Genomic DNA, 18,648 nt, shown 5'->3' on the forward strand with positions numbered 1-18,648 from the left:
GTTTGGCGGGCGGCCCGGCGGCGCAGTCGTGCGAAGCCGGCCGCGCGCATTTGACGGAGGCAGGCAATGCAGAAAATCCTGGTGGCGCGTCCGATCTTTCCGGATGTGATCGAGCGTCTGAAGCAGCATTTCGAGGTGGACTGGAACAACGGCGACGCCCTCTCGCCCGACGCGCTCCATGCGCGGCTCGCCGACAAGGACGGTGCGCTGACGGCCGGCGACCCGATCGGCGCCGCTGCGCTGGCCGCCGCACCCAAGCTGCGCGTCGTATCGAACATGGCGGTTGGCTACAACAACTTCGACATCGCGGCGTTCAACGCGGCAAACGTGCTCGGCACCAACACGCCCGACGTGCTCAACGAGAGCACCGCCGATTTCGGCTGGGCGCTGATGATGGCGGCCGCGCGCCGTATCGCCGAATCGGAGCACTGGCTGCGCGCCGGCAAGTGGGAGAAATGGTCGTTCGACAGTTTCCTCGGCGCGGACCTGCATGGCGCGACGCTCGGCGTGGTCGGCATGGGCCGCATCGGCCAGGCGCTCGCGCGCCGCGCGCGCGGCTTCAACATGCGCGTGGTGTATCACAACCGTTCGCGCGTCGCGCCCGAGATCGAGGCCGACCTGAACGCCGAATATCTCTCGAAGGAAGCGCTGCTGCGCCAGGCCGATCACGTCGTGCTGGTGCTGCCGTATACGAAGGAAAGCCATCACACGATCGGCGCAGCCGAACTGGCGTTGATGAAGCCCACCGCCACGCTGACCAATATCGCGCGCGGCGGCATCGTCGACGACGCGGCGCTGGCCGTGGCGCTGCGCGAGCGCCGCATCGCGGCGGCCGGCCTCGACGTGTTCGAGGGCGAGCCGAGCGTGAACCCGGCGCTGCTCGAGGTGCCGAACATCGTCATTACGCCGCATATCGCGAGCGCCACCGAGGCGACGCGCCGCGCGATGGCGAACCTCGCGGCCGACAACCTGATCGCGGGTCTCGGCGTCGGCCCGCGCGCGGGGCGGCCGCCCAATCCCGTGAATCCCGACGTGCTCGGCAAGGCACGCGCATGACGATGCCGTTGTTGCTTGGCGCGATCGTCGTGCTGGCGGTGGCGCTCGCGATCGCGCTGGTGGTGCTCTGGCGTGGCTCGGGCCGCGCCGGCGACGGCATCGGCTGGCTCGGCGAGCGGCTCGACGACGTGCAGGACGAGCAGGCTCGCGCCACCGAGCGGCTCGAACGCGCGCTGCGCGGCGAGATCACCGAAAGCTCGCGCGGCGCGCGCACCGAGTTGTCGGGCAGCTTCGCGCAGCTCCAGCAGATGCTCGCCGCACAGATGACGAGCGTGGCCACCGTGCAGAATCAGCAGATCGACGGCTTCGCGCAGCAACTGGCGAAGCTGGTGGCCGCCAACACGCAGCAGTTCGACACGATGCGCGATGGCCTGCATCAGCAGGCGCAACTGGCGCGCGACGAGCAGGGCGCCGCGCTGCGCCATTTCGGCGCCGTGCTGAACCAGCAGCTCGTGCAACTGACCGAGGCCAACGACCGTCGTCTCGGCGAAGTGCGGGCCACGCTCGAACAGCGCCTGAAGGACATCGAGGCGAACAACGCCGCGAAGCTCGACGAGATGCGCCGCACCGTGGACGAAAAACTGCACGCGACGCTCGAACAGCGGCTCGGCGAATCGTTCCGGCTGGTGTCCGAGCGGCTGGAGCAGGTGCATCGCGGGCTCGGCGAAATGCAGACGCTGGCGGCCGGCGTGGGCGATCTGAAGAAGGTGCTGACCAACGTCAAGACGCGCGGCACCTGGGGCGAGGTGCAGCTCGAAGCGCTGCTCGAACAGATGCTGACGCCCGATCAGTACGCGAAGAACGTCGCGACGGTGCCCAAGCGCAGCGAGCGCGTCGAATTCGCGATCCGCCTGCCCGGCAGGCAGCACGATTCGCAGCCGGTGTGGCTGCCGATCGACGCGAAATTCCCGCGCGAGGATTACGAGCGGCTTATCGATGCGCAGGAGCGCGCCGATGTCGTGGCCGTGGAGGAGGCGGCGCGCGCGCTCGAAATGCGGATTCGCGCCGAGGCCAAGACCATCGCCGAGAAGTACGTCTCGCCGCCGCACACCACCGATTTCGCGCTGCTGTTCCTGCCGACCGAGGGGCTGTACGCCGAGGTTCTGCGGCGCCCCGGGCTGACCGATCTGCTGCAGCGCGAGTATCGCGTGACGGTTGCCGGGCCGACCACGCTGACGGCACTGCTCAACAGCCTGCAGATGGGTTTTCGCACGCTGGCCATCGAGCAGCGTTCGAGCGAGGTGTGGCAAGTGCTGGGCGCGGTCAAGACCGAGTTCGGCAAGTTCGGCGACGTGCTGGCGCGTACCAAGGCGCAACTCGAAACGGTGACGCGCTCGATCGAGTCGGCCGAGCAGCGCACGCGCGTGATGAGCCGCAAGCTCAAGGATGTCGAGGCCTTGCCCGGCGACGATGCCGCGGGCTTGCTCGGTGAGGCGGGGCCGGACGAGGAAGGGTGATGAAACGGCGCGCCGGGCGGTGCGCCGTTTGTGTTTGTGTCAGTTGTTGTCGGCCGGCTTGGCCAGCGCTTCGAGCTGCTCGCCCGTCACGCGCACCACCCGCCAATCGGGCAGTACCGTCGCGCCGAGCCGTTCGTAGAAATCGATGGCCGGCTGGTTCCAGTCGAGCACGGTCCATTCGAAGCGCCCGTAGCGCCGCTCCACCGCCAGGGCCGCCAGCGCGCGCAGCAACCGCGTGCCGATGCCGGTGCCACGGCAGGCCGGCTGCACGTAGAGATCTTCGAGATACAGCCCGCGCTTGCCGAGGAACGTCGAATAGTTCTGAAAATACAGTGCGTAGCCCACCACGGCGCCATCTTGCGTCGCGACCAGCGCGCCCGCGGCCGGGTCCGGCCCGAACAGTGCGTCGTCGAGATCGGCCTCGGTCGCGACGAACAGATGCGTCAATGATTCGAACTCGGCCAACTCGCGCATCAGTGCGACCAGCACGGCGGCATCGCCGGGTTGGGCGGCGCGGATGGCCGTCGTGTTCACGCTTCTTCCTGAACGTCGGACAGCACGATCTCGATGCCGCCGAAGCGCGAGGCCACCCAGTTGTAGGCGTGGCAGGCAATCCACAGCAGCACGAAGCCGATGATCGCGTTCAGCAGCAGCGCGCTGAAGATCGTGCTCAACTCGACCGACCCGTAACGCACGAACGCGACGAGAATGCCGAGCAGCACGATCGGCACGCTGAACGTCAGGTACACGAGGATCAGCGCCTTGGCCGTCTGCCCCGCCGCGATCGAGGTAATTTGCTTTTTCATAGTCGAGTTGCCCCGTAAGTGCTAGTGCCGGAAATATTGAATTATTGAATTTTAGAGTGCACCGGCGAACGGCAGAATCTCGACCGTCTCGCCGGCTTCGACGCGAGCGTGTGCCGCGCCGATCACGATGAAGCAATTCGCGTCGCTGAGGCCTTTCAGCGATGCCGAACTTTGCGAGCCTGCCGGGGCGACTTGCCAGTGGCCGTCGGTGTCGCGCGTGGCGATGCCGCGCAGGAAATCGGTGCGGCCCGTGCGCGTGTCGATCGCGTCGAGCGTGCGGGCCGGGTAGCGCGCGGCCGGTTCCGGCTGCGCGCCCATGCAGGCCAGCAGCGCGTCGCGCACGATCACCTGGAACGTGGCGGCGACCGCTACCGGGTTGCCGGGCAGGCCGAAGAACAGGGCGGCACGAGCGCCCGGTGCGCAGGCGTCGAGCTGGCCGCAGGCGAGCGGCCGGCCGGGCCGCATCGCGAGGCTCGCGAAATGCACGTGGCCGAGCTTGCCGAGCAGGTCTCGCGTGAAATCGGCGTCGCCCACCGACACGCCACCCGAGGTGATGACCACGTCGGCCCGCGTGGCCGCGTCGCGCAGCGCCGCTTCGAGCGCGGCCGGATCGTCGCGGACGACGCCGCCGTCGATCGTTTCCACGCCGAGCGTGGCGAGCATGCCGAACAGGATCGCGCGGTTGCTGTCGTAACGTCCGCCCGCGCCGAGCGGCTCGCCCGGTGCGCGCAATTCGTCGCCGGTCGACAGGCAGGCCACGCGCAAGCGCCGCCGCACCAGCACGCGATCGATGCCGAGCGAGGCCAGCAGGCCGAGGTCGGCCGGGCGCACGATGCGGCCGGCGTCGAGCACGATGGCGCCGTGGGCGAGATCCTCGCCGGCGCGCCGGCAGTTTGCGCCGCGCGCCACGGCGTTCGCCGCGAAGCGCGCAATGGCGTGTGTGCTCGGGTCGACGCGTTCCTGCGGAATCACGGTGTCGCAGCCGGCCGGCATCGGTGCGCCGGTCATGATCCGGACGCAGGCGCCGGCTGGCGTCGTACCCGGATGCGGATGGCCGGCCAGCGCCGTGCCGACCACCGTCAGCGCCAGTTCGCCGCCGTTTGCCACGGCGGCCACGAGCGCCGCGCCGTCGAACGCATAGCCGTCCATCGCCGAATTGTCGTAGGCCGGCACGTCGAGCGGCGAGGCGATCGCCTCGGCCAGCACGCGGCCGAGTGCAGCGTCGAGCGCGACCGGCTCCGTGCCCTCGACCGGCGCGGCAAGGCACAGGGCAAGCGCGCGCGCGGCATCGACGGACAAGGTTTCGGAGTTCGGAGCGGCGGGCGACGGATGCGTGGTCATGGCTGGTGAGGCGCCGCGAGGCGGACGGTTCGCGCCGGTGGGCGATGGCGTGCTGCGGCGGCAGCGGGTGCGGCGGGCCGGAATGGCCGTGCCGGCGTCATTCGCGCTCGAGGCGGGTCAATTCCTGCAAAGAATTGGCATTGTAAAACGCGCGCTCGTCGTGAAATGGCACTTCGACGGCCGTGTGGCGTGCGTACCACGCGCGCACGCGCCGCTCGCCGGCCGCCAGCGCGGCGTCGAGGTCGTCGGCGAGCGCGGCGGGCACCAGTGCGAAGGTCGGCTGCGCGTGGCGCGTGCCGTCGGCGTCGATCGACACGGCGACGGCGATCTCGGCGGCGTGCGCCTCGCGCGCGGCGAGCAGGCGCGCGGCCAGGTCGAGCGGCAGATACGGCGTGTCGCACGGCGCCGTCAGCACCAGCGGCGTTGGCGCGGCGCGCAGCCCGGCCAGCAGCCCGGCGAGCGGCCCCGCGAAGCCGGGTGCGGCATCGGCGACGACGCGCGCGCCGTAGGGCTGGCCGAGCGCGAGATAGACCTCGGGGTTGCGGTTCGCGCTGATCAGGCAGGCACCCGTTTGCGGCGCGAGCCGGCGCAGCACATGCTGCGCGAGCGGTTCGCCGTGCAGCGGTTGCAGGCCCTTGTCGACGCCGCCCATGCGCGAACCCTGGCCACCTGCGAGCAGCAGGCCGGTCAGCGCGGCGTGCCGAGAGGCACTCGGGGGCATGGACGAATCGGAGGGCGGCACGGGCGTGGCGGAGCGGCGGTCAGCCGCCGATATACGACATCTCGACGCGCGGCGCATGGCCTTCGGCCGGCGCTTTGGCCTGGCTGGTGCCGCGCAATTGCGAATAGCGGTCGTCGCGCGCGTGCCAGATGCGTGCGATGGCGCTGGAGATTTGCGCATCGGACGCGCCGTTGCGCAGCAGCCCGCGCAGGTCGTGGCCCGAGGTGCCGAACAGGCACGTGTACAGCTTGCCTTCGGTCGACAGGCGCGCGCGCGTGCAATCGCCGCAAAATGCGCGCGTCACGCTCGAGATCAGGCCGATTTCGCCGCCGCCGTCGGCGTAGGCCCAGCGCTGGGCGGTTTCACCGGGCGTGTGGGCGTCGAGCGGCACGAGCGGGAATTCGGCGTCGATGCGTTTCAACACGTCGGCCGAGGGCAGCACATCGGTCATGTTCCAGCCGTTCGAGCTGCCGACGTCCATGTATTCGATGAAGCGCAGCACCACGCCGGTGTGCCGGAAGCGGCGCGCCATCGGCAGGATTTCGGCGTCGTTGGTGCCGCGCTTGACCACCATGTTGACCTTGACCGGCTCCAGCCCGGCCGCCTGCGCGGCGAAGATGCCTTCGAGCACGTCGGCGCTCGCGAAATCGGCATCGTTCATGCGGCGGAACAGCGTGTCGTCGAGCGCGTCGAGGCTGACGGTGACGCGCGACAGCCCGGCGTCGCGCAGGCTGCGTGCCTTGCGCGCCAGCAGCGAGCCGTTGGTCGTCAGGGTCAGGTCGAGCGGACGGCCGTCCACCGTTTCCATTCGCGCGAGCCGTTCGATCAGGAATTCGAGGTTCTTGCGCAGCAGCGGCTCGCCGCCGGTGATGCGGATTTTCTCCACGCCGTGCGCGACGAACAGGCGCGCCGTGCGTTCCAGTTCCTCGAGCGAGAGCAGCGCGCTGTGCGGCAGGAACGGATAGTCCTTGTCGAACACGTCGCGCGGCATGCAGTAGACGCAGCGGAAGTTGCAGCGATCGGTGACCGAGATGCGCAGGTCCCGCAGCGGCCGCGCGAGCGCATCGCGCAGCGTGCCGTTCGGAGCGAGCAGGGCGCCGGACAGATCCGGGATGCTGCTGGCGTCGATGAGCGGGATGATGCGTCGGGACATGGCGGATGAATCGGGTGCGAATTCGTGGGAACGTTCAGACGTCTATTTTAGCGGCAACGCGCCGATCGGGCCGGCGCACGGAAACCCGTAGAAAAAGAGCACAGACGGCGGTGCACGGCCCCGCCGGTCAACGCTGTGATCCGGCGGGCATAAAAAAACCCGCCCTCGGAAGGGCGGGTTTGGGGGCGAAACCCGGTGCGACTTATTGTTGCGTGTGGGTTTCGACCTGCTGCATCGGCGCCGAATCGACCGGCGGCAGCACCTTGCGTTCACGCTGGGCGCGCACCGGCGCGGCGATGCGCGATGCGGCTTCCTGCGCGGCACGGAGCTTGTCGGCATCCGTGTTCACCCAGGTCAGGCCGGCGGCGTCCAGCGCGGCTTCGATGCCGACGGCGGCTGCGGGTGCGGCGGCCGGAGCCGGTTGCTGCGTTTCGACGGCAGCGGGCACTTGCGGCGCGACTTCGGCGATCGGAGCCGGAGCCGGTTCAGCGGCGACCGGAGCGGCCTCCACCGGAGCCGGTGCCGGAGCGGCGGCGGGAGACGCGGCCGGTTCGACTGCAGCCGGTGCTTCGGCCGCGGCCGGAACTGCTTCGATGACCGGCGCGGCTTCGGCAGCGGGCGCTTCAACCGGAGCCGGGGCTTCGGTGACCGGTTCGGCGGAGGCCGGAGCCGGTTCCGCCTGGATGGGCTCGGCGGCCGGTGCGGCTTCGACCGGTGCCGGCGTGGCCAGCACCGCCGGTTCCGGAGCCGGTTCGGCTTCGACGACCGGGGCCGGTGCGACGGCTTCCAGCGCGGCGGCAGGCGAAATCGCCGGCGCCGGGGCTTCCGGTGCTGCTGCTTCGGCCGGAGCCGGTGCGGCTTCTGCGTGTGCGGCAACGGCTTCGACCGCCACGGCGGCGGTTGCGGCCGTCACGGTTGCGACGGCGGCCACCACCGGTGCGTGCTCGGCATGACCGGCTTCGGCTTGCTCTGCGCTTTCCGAACCTTCCACGCCGTCCTGTGCGCCTGCTGCGCCTTCTTCACGATCGCGACGACCACCGCGACGGCCGCGGCGGCGGCGGCGGCGTTCTTCACCGTCGCGTGCGCCGGCTTCGGCGTCGGCGGCGAAGTCCGCACCCGATGCATCCAGTTGCGCTGCGTTCTCGTCCGTCTCGGCGTGGGCTTCGCCGCGGTTGACGGTTTCGAGCGTGGCGGCGTGCGGCACGGCCTTGCGGCGTTCACCGCGCTCGCCACGTTCGCGACGTTCCTGACGCGGCGTTTCCGCTGCATCGTCGGCCGTCACGGCGCGTTCGCGCGGTTCACGATTTTCGCGCGGCTCACGGGCTTCACGGCCCTCACGCGGTTCGCGTTGTTCACGCGGCTCGCGCGGTTCGCGGACTTCGCGACCCTCACGGCCTTCGCGACCTTCACGTGCCTCGCGCGGTTCGCGGTTGCCACGGCCTTCGCGGGCCTCACGCGGCTCGCGTTGTTCGCGCGGTTCGCGGGCTTCCTTGCCCTCGCGCTCGCCGCGCGGTTGCTGCGGCTGACGGCCGCCGGTCACGGCGGGCTGGGCGTCTCGCGTGCCGGCTTGCTGGCCACGACGGTTGCCGTTGCGGCTGCGATCGCCGCCACGCTCACCGCGCTCGGACTTCTCGCCGCGTTCGCGAGCCGGACGGGCCGGTGCCGCTGCTTCCTTGACCGGTTCCGGTGCCGGAGCGGGCGCCGCCGGTGCTGCGCCGAACAGGCTCTTGATCCAGCCGAAGAAACCACCGCCGGCCGGTGCGGCCATCGCGGCCGGAGCCGGGGCGGCAGCCGGAGCCGGGGCGGCTTCGCGTTGCGGTGCTGCGCTCGGCGCCGGGCTGGCCGGCGTGATGCCCTTGACGGCGGCTTCCTGCTTCGGCTTCGCTTCGGTATCGCGCTTGCTGTAACCGGTTTCCGATTCCAGTTCGCGGGCCGCTTCCTCGGCCATCTTCCACGAGGCGCGCGGGTCGTCGAGGCGAGCGTCGTCGTGACGCAGACGTTCGAGCTTGTAGTGCGGCGTATCGAGGTGCTTGTTCGGGATCAGCACGATGCCGACCTTGAAGCGCGACTCGATCTTGTTGATTTCCTGACGCTTTTCGTTCAGCAGGAAGGCCGTGACCTCGACGGGCACCTGGCAATGGATCGCCGCGGTGTTCTCCTTCATCGCCTCTTCCTGGATGATCCGCAGCACTTGCAGCGCCGACGATTCCGTATCGCGGATGTGGCCGGTGCCGTTACAGCGCGGGCAGGTCACATGGCTGCCTTCCGACAGCGCCGGACGCAGGCGCTGACGCGACAGTTCCATCAGGCCGAAGCGCGAGATCTTGCCCATCTGCACGCGCGCACGGTCGTGCTTGAGCGCATCTTTCAGGCGTTGCTCGACTTCGCGCTGGCTCTTGGCCGATTCCATGTCGATGAAATCGATCACGATCAGGCCGCCGAGGTCGCGCAGGCGCAACTGGCGCGCCACTTCGTCGGCGGCTTCGAGGTTGGTGCGGGTGGCCGTTTCCTCGATGTCCGCGCCCTTGGTGGCGCGGGCCGAGTTCACGTCGATCGCCACCAGCGCTTCGGTGTGGTCGATCACGATCGCGCCGCCCGAGGGCAGCGGCACCGTGCGCGAGTACGCCGTTTCGATCTGGTGTTCGATCTGGAAGCGCGAGAACAGCGGGACGTCGTCGTGGTAGCGCTTCACCTTGCCGACGTTGTCCGGCATCACGATGTCCATGAAGGCGCGGGCCTGGTCATGGATTTCGTTGGTGTCGATCAGGATTTCGCCGATATCGGGCTGGAAATAGTCCCGGATCGCGCGAATCACGAGGCTCGATTCGAGATAGATCAGCATCGGCTGGCCATTGTGGCCGCTCTTCGACGCTGCCTCGATCGCATGCCAGAGCTGCAGCAGGTAGTTCAGGTCCCACTGCAGTTCTTCGGCGCTGCGGCCGATGCCCGCGGTGCGGGCGATCATGCTCATCCCCTCGGGGATTTCGAGCTGCGCCATGGTTTCGCGCAGTTCCTGACGCTCGTCGCCCTCGATGCGGCGCGATACGCCGCCGCCGCGCGGGTTGTTCGGCATCAGCACGAGGTAACGGCCGGCCAGCGAGATGAAGGTGGTCAGGGCGGCGCCCTTGTTGCCACGTTCTTCTTTCTCGACCTGAACGATCAGTTCCTGGCCTTCGCGCAGGGCGTCCTGGATGCGCGCGGAGCGCATGTCGACGCCGTCGCGGAAGTACTGGCGCGCGACTTCCTTGAACGGCAGGAAGCCGTGACGATCTTCGCCGTAGTTGACGAAGCACGCTTCGAGCGAGGGCTCGATGCGCGTGATCACGCCCTTGTAAATATTGCCTTTGCGCTGTTCGCGGCCGGCGGTTTCGATGTCGATGTCGATGAGCTTCTGCCCATCGACGATGGCGACGCGCAGTTCTTCCTGCTGCGTCGCATTGAACAGCATGCGTTTCATTGAACGACTCCAGGCGGCGCTGCCGGCGGCGCGTTTCGCTTGTCAGGCGGAACGCGGGCGAAGACAGGCCGCGCCTTGTTGTGTTGTCACAAGCACGCTGGAGCGGGAACGATGGCGGGAGAATTGCCTGATCAGGCGCGGGCCGATACGACCGGCCGGCAGCCAGGGGCACCTGCGAATGCGGCTTCAAAGCACGGATGACCACTCCGCGCGCCATGCGGCGCGCTAAGCCTGTAACCGGGCAATGCCACGCAGTACGCGGCGCAAGTTGCGCGCGACGCTGCTGGGCGGCATGTGCTGCGGCCGGGCCGCAGCGGGGAGTATCGAATCCAGCCCGACTTTCCCGCCTGGGGTGTTCTACCCTGGTTTGACGTCGCCGGCTTCGCACGCTTCGCGAAACCTGGGGTGGCGCACGCCGTCATAATCGCAACCGGCAGCGCGGCCGGCCTGAATCGTGCCGGCCTGCCGCTGCCAATTAAATTCTTTTTGTCCAACATTCCGTTACCGCGGCACGCTTCCGACCGAATCCGCCTGTGGGCGCGATCCTTGCCGGGATGAAGTGCCGTGCGTGCAACTTTTGCTGCTTCTCTTTTATGCAAGGGTGAGCAGCAGACCCCTGGCGCAAGTAAAATAGCGGTTTGCGCTTGCGCCCTTCGCAATCCGCCCGAAACCGGCCGATCCGGCCGCACGCAGCGGAAAGCTCGGCAAAATTATATTCAGTATGAATGAGTTAGGCAAAATATCCCAGAAATCGGTCGAGAGCGGTCAGGTTTCCATGGTCGAGATCGGTGATGATTCTGCCGGTCAACGTATCGACAACTTCCTGTTGCGCGTCTGTAAGGGCGTGCCAAAAAGTCACATCTATCGCATCCTGCGCAGTGGCGAGGTTCGTGTCAACAAGGGCCGGATCGATGCCCAGTATCGGCTTGCCTACGGCGACGTCGTGCGCATTCCGCCGATCCGGCTCGCCACCCCGGATGCCGCGCAAGAGGCCGCCCCGGTGCCGGCCGCCGAATTCGAGATCCTGTTCGAGGACGACGCGATGGTCGTCATCAACAAGCCGGCCGGTGTGGCGGTGCACGGCGGCAGCGGCGTATCGTTCGGCGTGATCGAGCAAATGCGCGCGGCACGGCCCACGGCCAAGTTCCTCGAACTGGTGCATCGGCTCGACCGCGAAACCTCGGGCATCCTGATGCTGGCCAAGAAGCGCTCGGCACTGGTCGGGCTGCACGAGCAGATCCGCGAAAATCGCATGGACAAGCGCTACTACGCCTGCGGCCATGGCGAGTGGGCGCCCGACTGGGGGCGCCGGCGGGCCGTCAAGGCGCCGCTGTTCAAGTATTTGACGCCCGACGGCGAGCGCCGCGTGCGCGTGCAGGACGACGGCGTGTCGTCGCACACCGTGTTCAACCTGATCGACAGTTGGCCCGGCTATGCATTTCTCGAAGCGGAGCTGAAAACGGGTCGGACCCACCAGATCCGCGTACACTTGGCCCACCTTGGGCTGCCGATCGCCGGCGACGCGAAGTACGGCGATTTCGCCCTGAACAAGGCGTTGGCGCGTGCGAACGCGCGCCCTTCGCTGAAGCGCATGTTCCTGCACGCCTATCGCCTGAAGCTCGTGCATCCGCTGTCCGGCGACACGCTGCAGTTCGACGCGCCGCTGCCCGACGAATGCCGGCGCTTTCTCGACCAACTCAACGAACTGCGCGCTTCCGGCGCATGAACCGCATGTCCCGACAGCAATTTGACCTGATCGTTTTCGACTGGGATGGCACGCTGATGGATTCGACGGCGCACATCGCGCTGAGCATCCAGGCGGCCTGCCGCGATCTCGGCCTGCCGGCGCCGTCCGACGACGCCGCGCGCTACGTGATCGGCCTCGGCCTGCGCGACGCGCTGGCGATCGCCGCGCCCACGCTCGATCCGTCCCACTACGCGAAGCTCGCCGAGCGGTACCGATTCCACTATCTGGTGAAGGATCAGCGCATCGAGCTGTTCGCGGGCGTGCGCGAGATGCTCGAAGAGTTGCGCGACACCGGTTACCTGTTGGCCGTGGCCACCGGCAAGGGCCGCGTGGGCCTGAACCGCGCGCTCGACGAAACCAAGCTCACGCGCTTTTTCGATGGCACGCGCTGCGCCGACGAAACCTTCTCCAAGCCGCATCCGGCCATGCTGCACGAACTGGGCCGTGAACTGGGGCAGGATCTGGCGCGCACCGTCATGATCGGCGACACCACCCACGATCTGCAGATGGCGGCCAGCGCCGGCGCGGCCGGCATCGGCGTCGCCTACGGCGCGCATCCGGCCGAATCGCTGGCGGCGCTGTCGCCGCGCTTTCTCGCCGACGATGTCGGCGCGCTGGCCGGCTGGCTGCGCGAACACGCATGAGCGGCGAGGCCGTATTCGTTTGCGCGTCGGCGGCCCTCGTCGACGGTGGCGCGGGCATCCGGGTGCCGGCCACGTTGCGCGGCGAGGCGGTCGTGGTGTTCTTCGTGCGCTACGACGGCCGTGCCTACGGCTACCTGAACCGCTGCGCGCATGTGCCGATGGAGCTGGACTGGAACGAGGGCCAGTTCTTCGAATCGTCCGGCCTCTATCTGATGTGCGCCACCCATGGCGCGATCTATACCCCCGATACCGGCAAATGCGTTGGCGGCCCGTGCCGCGGCGCGCGGCTGCGGGCCGTCGAGGTGGACGAGCGCGATGCGCCCGAGGGCCGCGCCGTCTACTGGCTGCCCGACGCCGAACTGCTGCCGCAGGCTTCCTGACCGATTTCCCGACCCTCACTGGCTTCCCGCATGACCGACCAAACGACTCCCCCCGATGCACCCGGCGCCGAGCGTGACGCAGGCCGCCAACCGCCGCACGAGCCCACCTGGGAGCGCACCGCGCTCGAACGCATTGCAATGGCCGCGATCGTCGAGCAGCGCACGGCGCGCCGCTGGCGGATCGGCTTCCGTTTCCTGTGGCTCGTGGTGGTGATCGGGCTGGTGTTCGCGATCTTCGATTTTTCCAACGACGGCAAGCTGTCGAGCAGCCGCCACACGGCGCTCGTGACGATCGACGGCGAAATCGCCGCCGGCACCAATGCCAACGCGGAAGACATCAATTCGTCGCTCGACGACGCGTTCTCCGATTCGGGCACGGTCGGCGTGGTGTTGCGCATCAACAGCCCGGGCGGCAGCCCGGTGCAGGCCGGTATCGTCTACGACGAGATCCACCGGCTGCGCAAGAAATACCCGGCCAAGCCGCTCTACGTGGTGGTCAGCGACATGTGCGCCTCGGGCGGTTACTACATCGCAGCGGCGGCCGATCGCATCTACGTCAATCAGGCCAGCATCGTCGGCTCGATCGGCGTGCTGATGGACGGCTTCGGCTTCACGGGGCTGATGGACAAGCTCGGCGTCCAGCGCCGCCTGCACACCTCGGGCGAGAACAAGGGCTTCTTCGATCCGTTCTCGCCGGAAACGCCGAAGATGGACGCGCACGCGCAGGAGATGCTCGACGAGATCCACGCGCAGTTCATCAAGGCCGTGAAGGATGGCCGCGGCAAGCGCCTGCACGATTCGCCGGATCTGTTCTCGGGCCTGTTCTGGACTGGCGCGAAGAGCGTCGAACTGGGGCTGGCCGACGGCTTCGGCACCACCGACAGCGTTGCGCGCGACGTGCTGAAGGCGCCCGATATCGTCGATTACACAGTCAAGGAAAGCCTCGGCAACCGCGTGGCGCGCAAGTTCGGCGCGGCGATCGGGGGCGGGGCGGTGAAGTCGGCGCTGTCGGCGGGCGGCATCACGCTGCGCTGATCGCCGGCAATGCGTTTGGCCGGACCGCGTCAGCGCGCCCGGCCAAACCCGTCAGTTCGCCAGCAACAGGAAGATCGCGGGCCGTTTCTGCAGATTCGGCGCCGGTTTCTTCTTCCAGTCGGCCGCGCTGCGGCTGACGATGGTTTCCGTTTCCAGCGTCAGGTCGGCCGCCACGCAGATCAACGTGGACGGCGCGCAGGTCGCGATCAGCGTCTCCAGCATCGCCTGGTTGCGGTACGGCGTCTCGATGAAAATCTCCGTTTCCCTGCCTTTGCGCGATTGCTGTTCGAGCTCGCGCAGCCGTTTGGCGCGCGCGGCGGCATCGACCGGCAGGTAGCCGTGGAACGCGAAGGTCTGGCCGTTCAGGCCCGAGGCCATCAACGCCAGCAGGATCGAGCTGGGGCCGACCAGCGGCACCACCTTCACGCCGCGCTCGTGGGCGCGGCGCACCAGCAGCGCGCCCGGATCCGCAACGGCGGGGCAGCCCGCCTCCGACACCAGCCCGGCGTCCGCGCCGGCCAGGATCGGCGCGAGCAGGCGGTCGATCTCGCCGGCCGGCGTCTTGACGTTCAACTCGCGGATCTCGATTTCCTGGATCGGCCGTTCGACGCCGACTTTCTTCAGGAACACGCGGGTGGTCTTGGCGTTCTCGCCGATGTAATAACCGAGCGAGGCGGCGCGCGCCTGCACGGCGGCGGGCAGCACGGCGGCCAGCATCGCGTCATCGCCGTCGCCGAGCGTGTTCGGGATCAGATACAGCGTACCGGCGCTCATGCCCGCACCTCCGTGCCGAACAGCGGCAGGCCCGCTTCGCGCAACATGCGCGTCAGCGCGATCAGCGGCAGGCCGATCAGCGCGGTCGGGTCGTTTGAATCGATCGCGTCGAGCAGGGCGATGCCGAGCCCTTCCGATTTCGCGCTGCCGGCCACGTCGTAGGGCGTTTCGGCGCGCAGGTAGGCATCGAGTTCGGCGTCGGACAGCGAGCGAAAGCGCACACGCGTGATCACGTCCTCGATCTGCGTGTGGCCGTTGCGGCTGTCGAAAACGCATAGAGCACTATGAAATTCGACTTCGCGACCGCGCATCGCCTGCAATTGTTCGAGCGCGCGTTCGTGGTTGCCCGGTTTGCCGATCTGGCGGCCGTCGAAGGTGGCGACCTGGTCGGAGCCGATCACGATCGCGCCGTCGGGCGCGTCGAGCTGACCGGCGACGGCGCGCGCCTTGGCGGCGGCGAGCCGCAGCGCCGTGTCGGCCGGTGTTTCGCCGTCTTGCGGGGTTTCGTCGAGATCGGGTGTGACGACGTCGAACGGGATTTTCAGGCGTTCGAGCAGTTCGCGCCGGTAGCGCGAACTGGACGCCAGGATCAGCCTGGGCGGGCGGGAAAACGTGGTCATCATGGGGCGTCGGAAGCGGCGTCGCGGGCTTGCGCAGCGCGGCAGGTTAAGTGATTGACTCGAAAAGATAAAACGGATATAGTTTTGCGCTTTTCATCGGCAGCGATGCTGATCGGTTCGATCGATCGGCGCAAGGGCCCGAGCGGCAAAGCGGCCAGGCCTGTGTCTCGGTCCGCCGGTCGATTCGGGTTCGGCGATGTCGGCAAAAGCAAGGTGAAAGCCAAGCGAACCACGCGGGAGCGCACATGAATTCCTCTTCTGGCAAACCTGCGGTGTCGCTCGATCCGCATCTCGTCGATCTGTTCGAATTCGCCCGCAGCGGGCGGCAATCGGCAGGTGCGGTGCGGCTCTCGCAACTGCCGCGCATGTTAAACGAAGTGCCGGCCGACGCGCCAGACCGCGACACCACGTTCACGTGGCAGGCGGAAGGCTCGACGCAAGCGGAACTGCAGGAAGACGGCAGCGAGCTGGCCCAGCCGTATCTGCGGCTCGCGCTGCACGGCTTCGCGTGGCTCGGGTGCCAGCGCTGCATGGCGCCTTACCAGCAGGCCTTCGATGTCGACATGCTGTATCGAATTGTCGCAACCGAAGAAGAAGCGGAAGCCATTCCGCTCGATGAGACCGATGAAGTCGATGTGATCGTGGGTTCGCGCCAGTTCGATCTCGTCGACTTGATCGAGGAAGAGCTGTTGCTCTCGTTGCCGCTCGTTCCGAAGCACGAAAGCTGTCCGTCGGTTCACGAAAGTCTCGTATCGGGGGTGAGCGGTCCCGCCACCGATACCGAGGATCTCGATGAAGAATCCGAAGGCGGCGAGGTGCCCGGCGATGAGCGGCCCAATCCGTTCGCGGCGCTCGAAGCGCTGAAGCGGGACGGCGACAAGAAACACTGACGTAGGTGGAGCACGGGAAGGCGTCGGGCGGGAGTGCCTGGATGGATAGCGCCGATTCGGGCTGTGTTAGAATCCGGAAAATTTTTAGGAGTTAGTCATGGCAGTTCAGCAAAACAAGAAGTCGCCGTCGAAGCGCGGCATGCACCGTTCGCACGATTTCCTGACGACGACGCCCTTGGCCGTCGAGCCGAGCACGGGTGAAGTGCATATGCGTCACCACATCAGCCCGAACGGCTACTATCGCGGCAAGAAAGTCGTCAAGACGAAGAACGACTAAGCACCTTGCGTCGCGCCCGCCCGCACCATTGCAGGGGGACACGCGTGACGCCCGGTTCGCTTGACACTTTCCTGGCTCAACAAGAAGGCGGCATTCAACTGCCGCTTTTTTGTGCCTGAAATTCGTCGCACTCCATGACAGTAAAGCTCACGATCGATTGCATGGGAGGCGACCACGGCCCGTCCGTGACCGTTCCCGCGGCAGTCAAGTTTGTCCGTGCGCATCCCGATGCGCACCTGATGCTGGTCGGCCTCGATTCGGCCATCCGCTCCCAACTGAAGAAGCTCAAGGCGCTCGACGATCCTTCGCTGTCGATCGTCGCGGCGACCGAAGTGGTGGCGATGGACGATCCCGTCGAGGTCGCGCTGCGCAGGAAGAAAGATTCTTCCATGCGCGTCGCGCTCAATCACGTCAAGGACGGCGCCGCCCAGGCCTGCATCTCGGCCGGCAACACCGGCGCGTTGATGGCCGTGTCGCGCTACGTGCTCAAGACGCTGCCCGGCATCGAACGTCCCGCCATCGCCTCGGCGCTGCCGAATCCGTCCGGCTACACGATGATGCTCGACCTCGGCGCCAACGTCGATTGCGAGCCTCAGCACCTTCTCCAGTTCGCCGAAATGGGGCACGCGCTGGTCGCCGCGCTCGAAGGCAAGGAGCGCCCGAGCATCGGCCTGCTCAACATCGGCGAAGAGGTGATCAAGGGCAACGAGACCATCAAGCGCGCCGGCGAGCTGCTGCGTACCAGCACGCTCAATTTCCGCGGCAACGTGGAAGGCAACGACATCTACAAGGGCACGGTCGACGTGATCGTTTGCGACGGTTTCGTCGGCAATGTCGCCCTGAAGACGTCCGAAGGCCTCGCGCAGATGCTCGCCAACATCATCAAGGAAGAGTTCAGCCGTTCGCTCCCCAGCAAGCTGATGGCGATCCTCGCGCTGCCGGTGCTGATGCGCTTCAAGAAGCGCGTCGACCACCGCCAATACAACGGCGCGGCGCTGCTCGGCCTGCGCGGCCTGGTGATCAAGAGCCACGGTTCCGCCGATGCCTACGCGTTTGAGTGGGCTATCAAACGCGGGTATGATGCGGTCAAAAATGGCGTGCTGGAGCGCCTTTCCCGGGCCATGGCGGAAAACGCGATGCCGCTTGGCGAAAGCGGTCACGACGCGGGCGGGGCCGGTCAGGCAGCACCGTCTGCAGGCCAGCAGGCCGAACCTTCTGCCGGTTTGTCCTCCAAAGCATAAATGGCCCAATCGACTCTCTATTCCCGCGTGCTCGGCACGGGCAGCTACCTGCCGCCCAACCGCGTCACGAATCAGGCGCTCGCCGACCGCCTCGCGAAAGACGGCATCGAAACCAGCGATGAATGGATCGTCGCGCGCACCGGCATCCATACGCGCCATTTCGCCGATCCCGACGTCACGACCAGCGATCTCGCCCTGATCGCCGCGCAGCGCGCGATCGAAGCGGCCGATATCGATCCGCAGTCGATCGACCTGATCATCGTCGCCACCTCCACGCCCGATTTCGTCTTTCCCAGCACCGCCTGCCTGCTGCAGAACAAGCTCGGCATCCGCAACGGCGGCGCCGCGTTCGACGTGCAGGCCGTGTGCTCGGGCTTCGCCTATGCGCTGGCGACGGCCGACAGCTTCATCCGCAGCGGCCAGCATCGCAACGCGCTGGTGATCGGCGCCGAAACCTTCTCGCGCATCCTCGATTTCAAGGACCGCACCACCTGCGTGCTGTTCGGCGACGGCGCCGGCGCGGTCGTGCTGTCCGCCTCGGAAGAGCCGGGCATCCTCGGCAGCGCACTGCACGCCGACGGCAGCTACTCGCACATCCTCTGCACGCCGGGCAACGTGAATGGCGGCGTGATCGCGGGCAGCGCGTTTCTTCACATGGACGGCCAGGCGGTGTTCAAGCTCGCCGTGAACGTGCTGGAGAAGGTGGCCGTCGAAGCGCTGGAGAAGGCGAATCTGACGCCCGACCAGGTCGATTGGCTGATTCCGCACCAGGCGAATATCCGTATCATGACCAGCACTTGCCGCAAGCTCGGCTTGCCGCAGGAGCGCATGGTCGTCACCGTCGGCGAACACGGCAACACGTCCGCCGCATCGATCCCGCTCGCGTTCGACGTGGCGGTGCGCGACGGCCGCATCCAGCGCGGCCAGACCGTGCTGGTCGAAGGCGTCGGCGGCGGCTTCACGTGGGGCGCATCGGTGTTCCGCTTCTGAGCGGAGCCGCGCTTCACCGGGCGCGCCCAGGCCGGCGCGCCGTTCGAACGAATCAAACG

18 protein-coding genes are annotated in these 18,648 nt (G+C 67.5%); 10 read left to right on the forward strand and 8 right to left on the reverse strand.

Annotated elements, in window-relative coordinates; genetic code table 11:
- Positions 1-66: 66 nt before the first annotated feature.
- Together AB4850_RS17445 and rmuC are read left to right on the forward strand one after the other, a co-directional pair.
- Positions 67-1,056 (forward strand): 2-hydroxyacid dehydrogenase, encoded by a 990-nt coding sequence (locus AB4850_RS17445; RefSeq protein ID WP_414444270.1) that lies wholly within the window; start codon positions 67-69, stop codon positions 1,054-1,056.
- On the forward strand, positions 1,053-2,513 hold the full coding sequence (rmuC, locus tag AB4850_RS17450) for a DNA recombination protein RmuC (protein WP_414444271.1): 1,461 nt from the start codon (positions 1,053-1,055) through the stop codon (positions 2,511-2,513). Before AB4850_RS17445 ends, rmuC begins: the two co-directional genes overlap by 4 nt.
- A gap of 39 nt (positions 2,514-2,552) precedes the next feature.
- Here the strand turns inward: rmuC and AB4850_RS17455 are convergent, their stop codons facing one another.
- From AB4850_RS17455 to AB4850_RS17480, 6 genes are all read right to left on the reverse strand, one after another.
- The gene (locus AB4850_RS17455) at positions 2,553-2,987 is read right to left on the reverse strand and encodes an N-acetyltransferase family protein (RefSeq protein WP_414445539.1); all 435 of its coding nucleotides are present in this window, start codon (positions 2,985-2,987) and stop codon (positions 2,553-2,555) included.
- Between the two features lie 56 nt (positions 2,988-3,043).
- A complete protein-coding gene (locus AB4850_RS17460; protein WP_414444272.1) occupies positions 3,044-3,319 on the reverse strand; it encodes a hypothetical protein in 276 nt (91 codons plus the stop codon).
- Between the two features lie 51 nt (positions 3,320-3,370).
- Positions 3,371-4,660: a gephyrin-like molybdotransferase Glp gene (gene glp, locus AB4850_RS17465; protein WP_414444273.1), complete on the reverse strand. Its 1,290-nt coding sequence runs from the start codon at positions 4,658-4,660 to the stop codon at positions 3,371-3,373.
- A gap of 97 nt (positions 4,661-4,757) precedes the next feature.
- On the reverse strand, positions 4,758-5,381 hold the full coding sequence (mobA, locus tag AB4850_RS17470; RefSeq protein WP_414444274.1) for a molybdenum cofactor guanylyltransferase MobA: 624 nt from the start codon (positions 5,379-5,381) through the stop codon (positions 4,758-4,760).
- A 40-nt stretch (positions 5,382-5,421) separates the two neighbouring features.
- On the reverse strand, positions 5,422-6,534 hold the full coding sequence (gene moaA, locus AB4850_RS17475; RefSeq protein ID WP_414444275.1) for a GTP 3',8-cyclase MoaA: 1,113 nt from the start codon (positions 6,532-6,534) through the stop codon (positions 5,422-5,424).
- Positions 6,535-6,736: 202 nt separating this feature from the next.
- A complete protein-coding gene (locus AB4850_RS17480; RefSeq protein WP_414444276.1) occupies positions 6,737-9,991 on the reverse strand; it encodes an Rne/Rng family ribonuclease in 3,255 nt (1,084 codons plus the stop codon).
- A gap of 721 nt (positions 9,992-10,712) precedes the next feature.
- On the opposite strand from AB4850_RS17480, the gene AB4850_RS17485 reads away from it, so the two are divergent.
- From AB4850_RS17485 to AB4850_RS17500, 4 genes are read left to right on the forward strand one after another with little or no spacing between them, the layout of a single operon-like run.
- Positions 10,713-11,717: an RluA family pseudouridine synthase gene (locus tag AB4850_RS17485; RefSeq protein ID WP_414444277.1), complete on the forward strand. Its 1,005-nt coding sequence runs from the start codon at positions 10,713-10,715 to the stop codon at positions 11,715-11,717.
- 5 nt (positions 11,718-11,722) lie between these two features.
- Entirely contained in the window at positions 11,723-12,382 is a 660-nt protein-coding gene (locus tag AB4850_RS17490) for an HAD-IA family hydrolase (protein WP_414444278.1), read from the forward strand.
- Positions 12,379-12,762 (forward strand): Rieske (2Fe-2S) protein, encoded by a 384-nt coding sequence (locus AB4850_RS17495; RefSeq protein WP_414444279.1) that lies wholly within the window; start codon positions 12,379-12,381, stop codon positions 12,760-12,762. The genes AB4850_RS17490 and AB4850_RS17495 overlap by 4 nt, the downstream gene beginning before the upstream one ends.
- Positions 12,763-12,792: 30 nt before the next feature.
- On the forward strand, positions 12,793-13,797 hold the full coding sequence (locus tag AB4850_RS17500) for a S49 family peptidase (protein ID WP_414444280.1): 1,005 nt from the start codon (positions 12,793-12,795) through the stop codon (positions 13,795-13,797).
- Between the two features lie 51 nt (positions 13,798-13,848).
- Here the strand turns inward: AB4850_RS17500 and AB4850_RS17505 are convergent, their stop codons facing one another.
- Together AB4850_RS17505 and AB4850_RS17510 are read right to left on the reverse strand one after the other, a co-directional pair.
- The gene (locus AB4850_RS17505) at positions 13,849-14,571 is read right to left on the reverse strand and encodes an SAM-dependent methyltransferase (protein WP_414444281.1); all 723 of its coding nucleotides are present in this window, start codon (positions 14,569-14,571) and stop codon (positions 13,849-13,851) included.
- On the reverse strand, positions 14,568-15,194 hold the full coding sequence (locus tag AB4850_RS17510; RefSeq protein WP_414444282.1) for a Maf-like protein: 627 nt from the start codon (positions 15,192-15,194) through the stop codon (positions 14,568-14,570). The genes AB4850_RS17505 and AB4850_RS17510 overlap by 4 nt, the downstream gene beginning before the upstream one ends.
- A 242-nt stretch (positions 15,195-15,436) precedes the next feature.
- Between AB4850_RS17510 and AB4850_RS17515 the strand changes: the two genes are divergently transcribed.
- From AB4850_RS17515 to AB4850_RS17530, 4 genes are all read left to right on the forward strand, one after another.
- Positions 15,437-16,081: a DUF177 domain-containing protein gene (locus AB4850_RS17515; RefSeq protein ID WP_414444283.1), complete on the forward strand. Its 645-nt coding sequence runs from the start codon at positions 15,437-15,439 to the stop codon at positions 16,079-16,081.
- Between the two features lie 97 nt (positions 16,082-16,178).
- Complete coding sequence (gene rpmF, locus AB4850_RS17520; RefSeq protein ID WP_010105341.1) at positions 16,179-16,358, forward strand: 50S ribosomal protein L32; 180 nt, start codon at positions 16,179-16,181, stop codon at positions 16,356-16,358.
- 134 nt (positions 16,359-16,492) lie between these two features.
- Positions 16,493-17,599, forward strand: a complete 1,107-nt coding sequence (plsX, locus tag AB4850_RS17525; protein WP_414444284.1) for a phosphate acyltransferase PlsX — start codon at positions 16,493-16,495, stop codon at positions 17,597-17,599.
- The gene (locus AB4850_RS17530) at positions 17,600-18,589 is read left to right on the forward strand and encodes a beta-ketoacyl-ACP synthase III (RefSeq protein ID WP_414444285.1); all 990 of its coding nucleotides are present in this window, start codon (positions 17,600-17,602) and stop codon (positions 18,587-18,589) included.
- Positions 18,590-18,648: the final 59 nt, after the last annotated feature.

Source organism: Burkholderia sp. 22PA0106, assembly GCF_047497155.1.
Classification (GTDB): Bacteria; Pseudomonadota; Gammaproteobacteria; order Burkholderiales; family Burkholderiaceae; genus Burkholderia.